At 73.1% G+C, this 4,128-nt stretch carries 4 protein-coding genes and 1 pseudogene; 3 read left to right on the top strand and 2 right to left on the bottom strand.

What is annotated here, in order from left to right:
- Both hemG and hemH read right to left on the bottom strand, forming a co-directional pair.
- A partial coding sequence (gene hemG, locus JNW98_RS07835) for a protoporphyrinogen oxidase (protein ID WP_223767368.1) occupies positions 1–665 on the bottom strand: 665 nt, incomplete at its 3' end.
- Positions 662–1,774: a ferrochelatase gene (gene hemH / locus JNW98_RS07830; RefSeq protein WP_223767367.1), complete on the bottom strand. Its 1,113-nt coding sequence runs from the start codon at positions 1,772–1,774 to the stop codon at positions 662–664. The genes hemG and hemH, both read right to left, overlap by 4 nt.
- Before the next feature lie 122 nt (positions 1,775–1,896).
- On the opposite strand from hemH, the gene hemE reads away from it, so the two are divergent.
- The 3 genes and pseudogenes from hemE to JNW98_RS07815 all read left to right on the top strand — a co-directional run.
- Complete coding sequence (gene hemE / locus JNW98_RS07825; protein ID WP_223767366.1) at positions 1,897–2,955, top strand: uroporphyrinogen decarboxylase; 1,059 nt, start codon at positions 1,897–1,899, stop codon at positions 2,953–2,955.
- Positions 2,952–3,941: an oxygen-dependent coproporphyrinogen oxidase gene (gene hemF, locus JNW98_RS07820; RefSeq protein WP_223767365.1), complete on the top strand. Its 990-nt coding sequence runs from the start codon at positions 2,952–2,954 to the stop codon at positions 3,939–3,941. Before hemE ends, hemF begins: the two co-directional genes overlap by 4 nt.
- Positions 3,938–4,128: pseudogene (locus JNW98_RS07815) on the top strand (glutamyl-tRNA reductase); the annotation flags it as partial. The gene hemF and the pseudogene JNW98_RS07815, both read left to right, overlap by 4 nt.

Raw genomic sequence — 4,128 nt, 5'->3', positions numbered from 1 at the left:
CCGGCGGCGCGCAGCAGCCGGCCGCGCAGGGCGGCCAGCAGCAGGCTGCCGCGGTCCCGTTCGAGCGCCCTGACCCGCGGGAACGCCGCGTCCAGGCTGGTCGTCCACGGGTCGCCGGAGGTCACGCCGTGCACCAGCGGCGCCGCCAGCAGCGCGGCGGTGCGGTGCCCGAACCGCCGGGCCAGGAAGGCGTGGACGGTCTCCTCGCCGCGCGCCCGGCCCACCAGCGGCTCGGCCAGGACGCGGGCCTTGGCCGCCGGGCCGAGCAGCGGGCTCGCGGCGAAGGCGGCGGCGCCGAGCGGCAGCGGCAGCAGCCGGCCGCCGCGCAGCAGGAACCGGTCCCGGGCGGCGTCCGCGGCCGGCCGCAGCCGGGGGCCGAGGCCCAGGGCCTCGGCCAGGGTGCGGGTATCGGTGCCGTTGTCCAGGAAGCCGTTGGGGCCCAGGTCGACGGTGTAGCCGTCCGCGCGGTGGCGAGCGATCTTCCCGCCGGCGACGGGCTCCGCCTCCAGCACCGTGACCTCCGCGCCGGGGCGTGCCGAGAGCACCTCGAAGGCGGCGGTCAGCCCGGTGATCCCGGCGCCGACGACGGCGACGCGCGGGTGGCCGCTGGTCGCGGTGCCGGTCATGGCGCCGCCGGGCGGGGTGCCGGCCGTGGCGCCGGTCATGGCGCCGCGTCCGGTGGCGGGGCAGGACGGCCGTCCCGTACGGGGTTGAGGATCTCCCGGCACGCCGGATCCACGCACCCCGCGCAGCGGAGCCCGAACTGCGGTCCGCAGGGCGCCCCGGCGGCCAGGTGGTCGGCCACCACCTGGGCCATGGCGTCCAGGAAGAGCGGGTCGTCATTGGGCGCGGGCGCCCGCCGGAACCGGGTGACGCCGGCCTTCTCCGCGGCCTCCGCGAACTCGACGTCAATTTCCGCGAGCGTATCCAGATGGTCGGTGGTGAAAATGATTCCCACTATCAGGATATTGCGCCGACCCTGTTTTCCGAGCGCCTGAATCACGGATTCCGTGTTCGGTCCCTGCCATGTCACCGGACCCACGTCGGCCTGGAAACACAGCACGTGCTCTCGGCTGTCGCCGATCTCCCGCATCACGTCGCGGACGGTTCCCGCCACTTCCTGAAGATAAGGGTCCCCTCTGTTGATCACGCGTTGCGGAAGCGAGTGCGCGCTGAACAGCACCACCACGTCGTCGCGCTCGGATTCCGGGAATTCCGCCAGTCCTTCGCGCACCTTCGCCGCCATGGCCTGCACATACGCGGGATGCGTCGACCAGCGGTCGACGACGCTCCACCGGAAGGCGGTGTCCAGCCGCAGCCGCCGGGCGGACGCCCACAGCTCGTGCAGGCTGGACCCGGTCGTCGTGCAGGAGTACTGCGGGTACTGCGGGAACGCCACGACGCGCCGCACCCCGTCCGCCGCCATCCGGCGCAGCGCCTGCGCGCTGCTCGGCTCGGTGTAGCGGAACGCCAGGTAGAAGCGGTGCGGGGCGGTCTGCGGGCTGAGTACGTCGAGCCGCTTGACCAGCCCCTCACCCTGACGGACCGTCCAGTCGTACAGCGGGGAGCCGCCGCCGATGCCGGCGTAGACCTTCTCCAGCCGCGGGGTGCGCAGCCGGGCGATCAGCGGGCCCAGAGTGGACTGCGCGGGGAGTTGGATGATCTCCCGGTCGCTGAACAGGGAGTGCAGAAATGGGCCGACCTCGCGCAGTGTGCGGGGCCCGCCCAGGTTCATCAGGACGACGCCGGTAGGGCTCGGATTCTCATGTTCCATATATCGCCCACCCCCAATCAAGTCGCGATCCTAGACTCGCCCTTGACACTCAAACAAGGCCCCTCACAGACTGGCCGAGGAATGAATTGGGAACTCTGAATAACGGGGGCCGATCTTCCGCGATGAGTATTTTCCTCGACGCCGCCTCGGGTAAGGACACCCGGCGGGCGCCCATATGGATCATGCGTCAGGCAGGTCGATACCTGTCCGAATACAACGCACTCAAAGAACGCCACGGCTTCTGGGAGATGTGCCGTAATCCCGAGGTCGCGGCCGAGATCACGATGCTGCCGCTGCGGCGCTTTCCGCTGGACGCGGCGATCCTTTTCAGCGACATCATGACGCCGCTCGCCGACATGGGAGTGGAGATCGAGTTCGCCCCCGGACCGGTGATCACCCGGCCGGTGCGCACCCTCGCCGACGTACGGCGGCTGCGGGTGCCGGGGCCCGAGGGCACGGCGCCGTTCGTCGCCGACGCGGTCCGCGCCGTGCGCGCCCAGTGCCCGGTGCCGCTGATCGGTTTCGCGGGCGCGCCGCTCACCCTGGCCACCTATCTGGTGGACGCCGGCGGGGCCGCTGACGGCCACGCCGGCTTCCGGGTCTGGCTGCACGCCCAGCCCGAGGCCGCCCGGCTGCTGCTGGACCGGCTCACCGACGTCACCATCGACTACCTGCGCCTGCAGATCACCGCCGGTGCGCAGGCCGTGCAGCTCTTCGACAGCTGGGCCGGCTCCCACGAGCCCGCCGTCTACGACGCGTTCGGGCTGCCGTACACCCGGCGCGTGCTGGCCGCCCTGGACGACCTCGCGGTCCCGCGCATCCACTTCGCGGTCGGCGCCCACCACCTGCTCGACCGGTTCGCCGGCCTCCCCGCCGAGGCCGTCGGCGTCGACTGGCGGACCCCGCTGTCCACGGCCCGCCGGGCGCTGCCCGGCCGCGCCCTCCAGGGCAACCTCGACCCGGCCGTCCTCGTCCACCGCCCCGAGGCCCTGGCGGACCGGGCGCGGGCCGTGCTCCGGGAGGGCCTGGGCGGCCCGCACGTCTTCAACCTCGGCCACGGGATCCGCCCGGACACGCCCGTCGGGCACGTCCGGCGCCTCATCGAGACCGTGCACGCGTTCGACCGGCACGCGGAGGCCGGCGACGACGGGAAGGGCGACGGGAAAGGGGTGCCCATATGACGACCCGTACGACGACCCATCCGACGACCCATGCGACGGCCCGCCGGGACCGGGCGCTGGCGCTGATGCTCGACGCGCAGGCCGCGCTGATCCGGGCCCTGGAGGAGTGCGACGGCGAGTGCGACGGCCGCTCCCGGTTCACCGTCCACGACTGGGAGCGGCCGGGCGGCGGGGGCGGCCGGGCCCGCGTCCTGGAGGGCGGCGCCGTGTTCGAACGGGCCGGGGTCAACGTGTCCGCCGTACACGGCGACCGGGTCCCCGACGCCATCACCGACCGGCACGACATCGACGCCGACGCCGGCTTCTTCGCCACCGGCCTGTCCACCGTGCTCCACCCGCGCAACCCGTGGGTGCCCGCCTTCCACGCCAACTTCCGCTACTTCGAGGTGAGTTCGGGCGGCGCCGGGCAGGACGTCTGGTGGTTCGGCGGTGGCGCCGACATGACGCCCGCGTACGGCTTCGAGGAGGACGCCCGGCACCTGCACCGCACCCTGAAGGACTGCTGCGACGGCTACGACCCGGCCTTCTACGCACGGGCCAAGGAGAGCTGCGACGCCTACTTCTACCTGCCCCACCGGCAGGAGACCCGGGGCGTCGGCGGCATCTTCTTCGACCACCTGCGCCCCGGTGGCCCCGACGGCTGGGACCGCGCCTTCCGGTTCGTCGCCCGGGGCCTGGAGGCCCTCGCCCCCGCCTACTTACCGATAGTGCGGCGGCGGATGCGCACCCCGTACGGCGAACGCGAACGGCGCTGGCAGCTGCTGCGCCGGGGCCGGTACGTGGAGTTCAACCTCATCCACGACCGCGGCACCCGGTTCGGGCTGGAGAGCCGGGGCAACACCGAGGCCATCCTGATGTCCCTGCCGCCGACCGCCTCCTGGGGCTTCGACCTCGTCCCGGAGCCCGGCAGCGAGGAGGAGCGGCTCGCCGAGTTCCTGCGGCCGCGCGACTGGCTGGCCGCCGGCACGGTCGGAGCGGCGCGATGACCGCCGTCGTCACCGGCCTCAGCCACCACACCGCCGCGCACCCGGTCCTGGAACGCTTGGCGCTGACGAGCTGTCAGGCGGTCGATGTGCTGGGCCTGCTGGCCCGCTCCCCGGACCCCGCCGAGGCCGTCGTCCTCGCCACCTGCAACCGCGTCGAGGTCTACCTGGAGTCCGACCGGCCCGAACG

It is taken from the genome of Streptomyces huiliensis (assembly GCF_020037025.1).
GTDB classification, from domain to species: domain Bacteria; phylum Actinomycetota; class Actinomycetes; order Streptomycetales; family Streptomycetaceae; genus Streptomyces; species Streptomyces huiliensis.
Note: the sequence above shows the minus strand (reverse complement) of the source record. Positions and strands in the feature narration are given on the sequence as shown.

Coding starts and splice junctions, on each gene's coding strand:
- hemH (WP_223767367.1), bottom strand. CDS start 1,774: ATGGAACATGAGAATCCGAGCCCTACCGGCGTCGTCCTGATGAACCTG.
- hemE (WP_223767366.1), top strand. CDS start 1,897: ATGAGTATTTTCCTCGACGCCGCCTCGGGTAAGGACACCCGGCGGGCG.
- hemF (WP_223767365.1), top strand. CDS start 2,952: ATGACGACCCGTACGACGACCCATCCGACGACCCATGCGACGGCCCGC.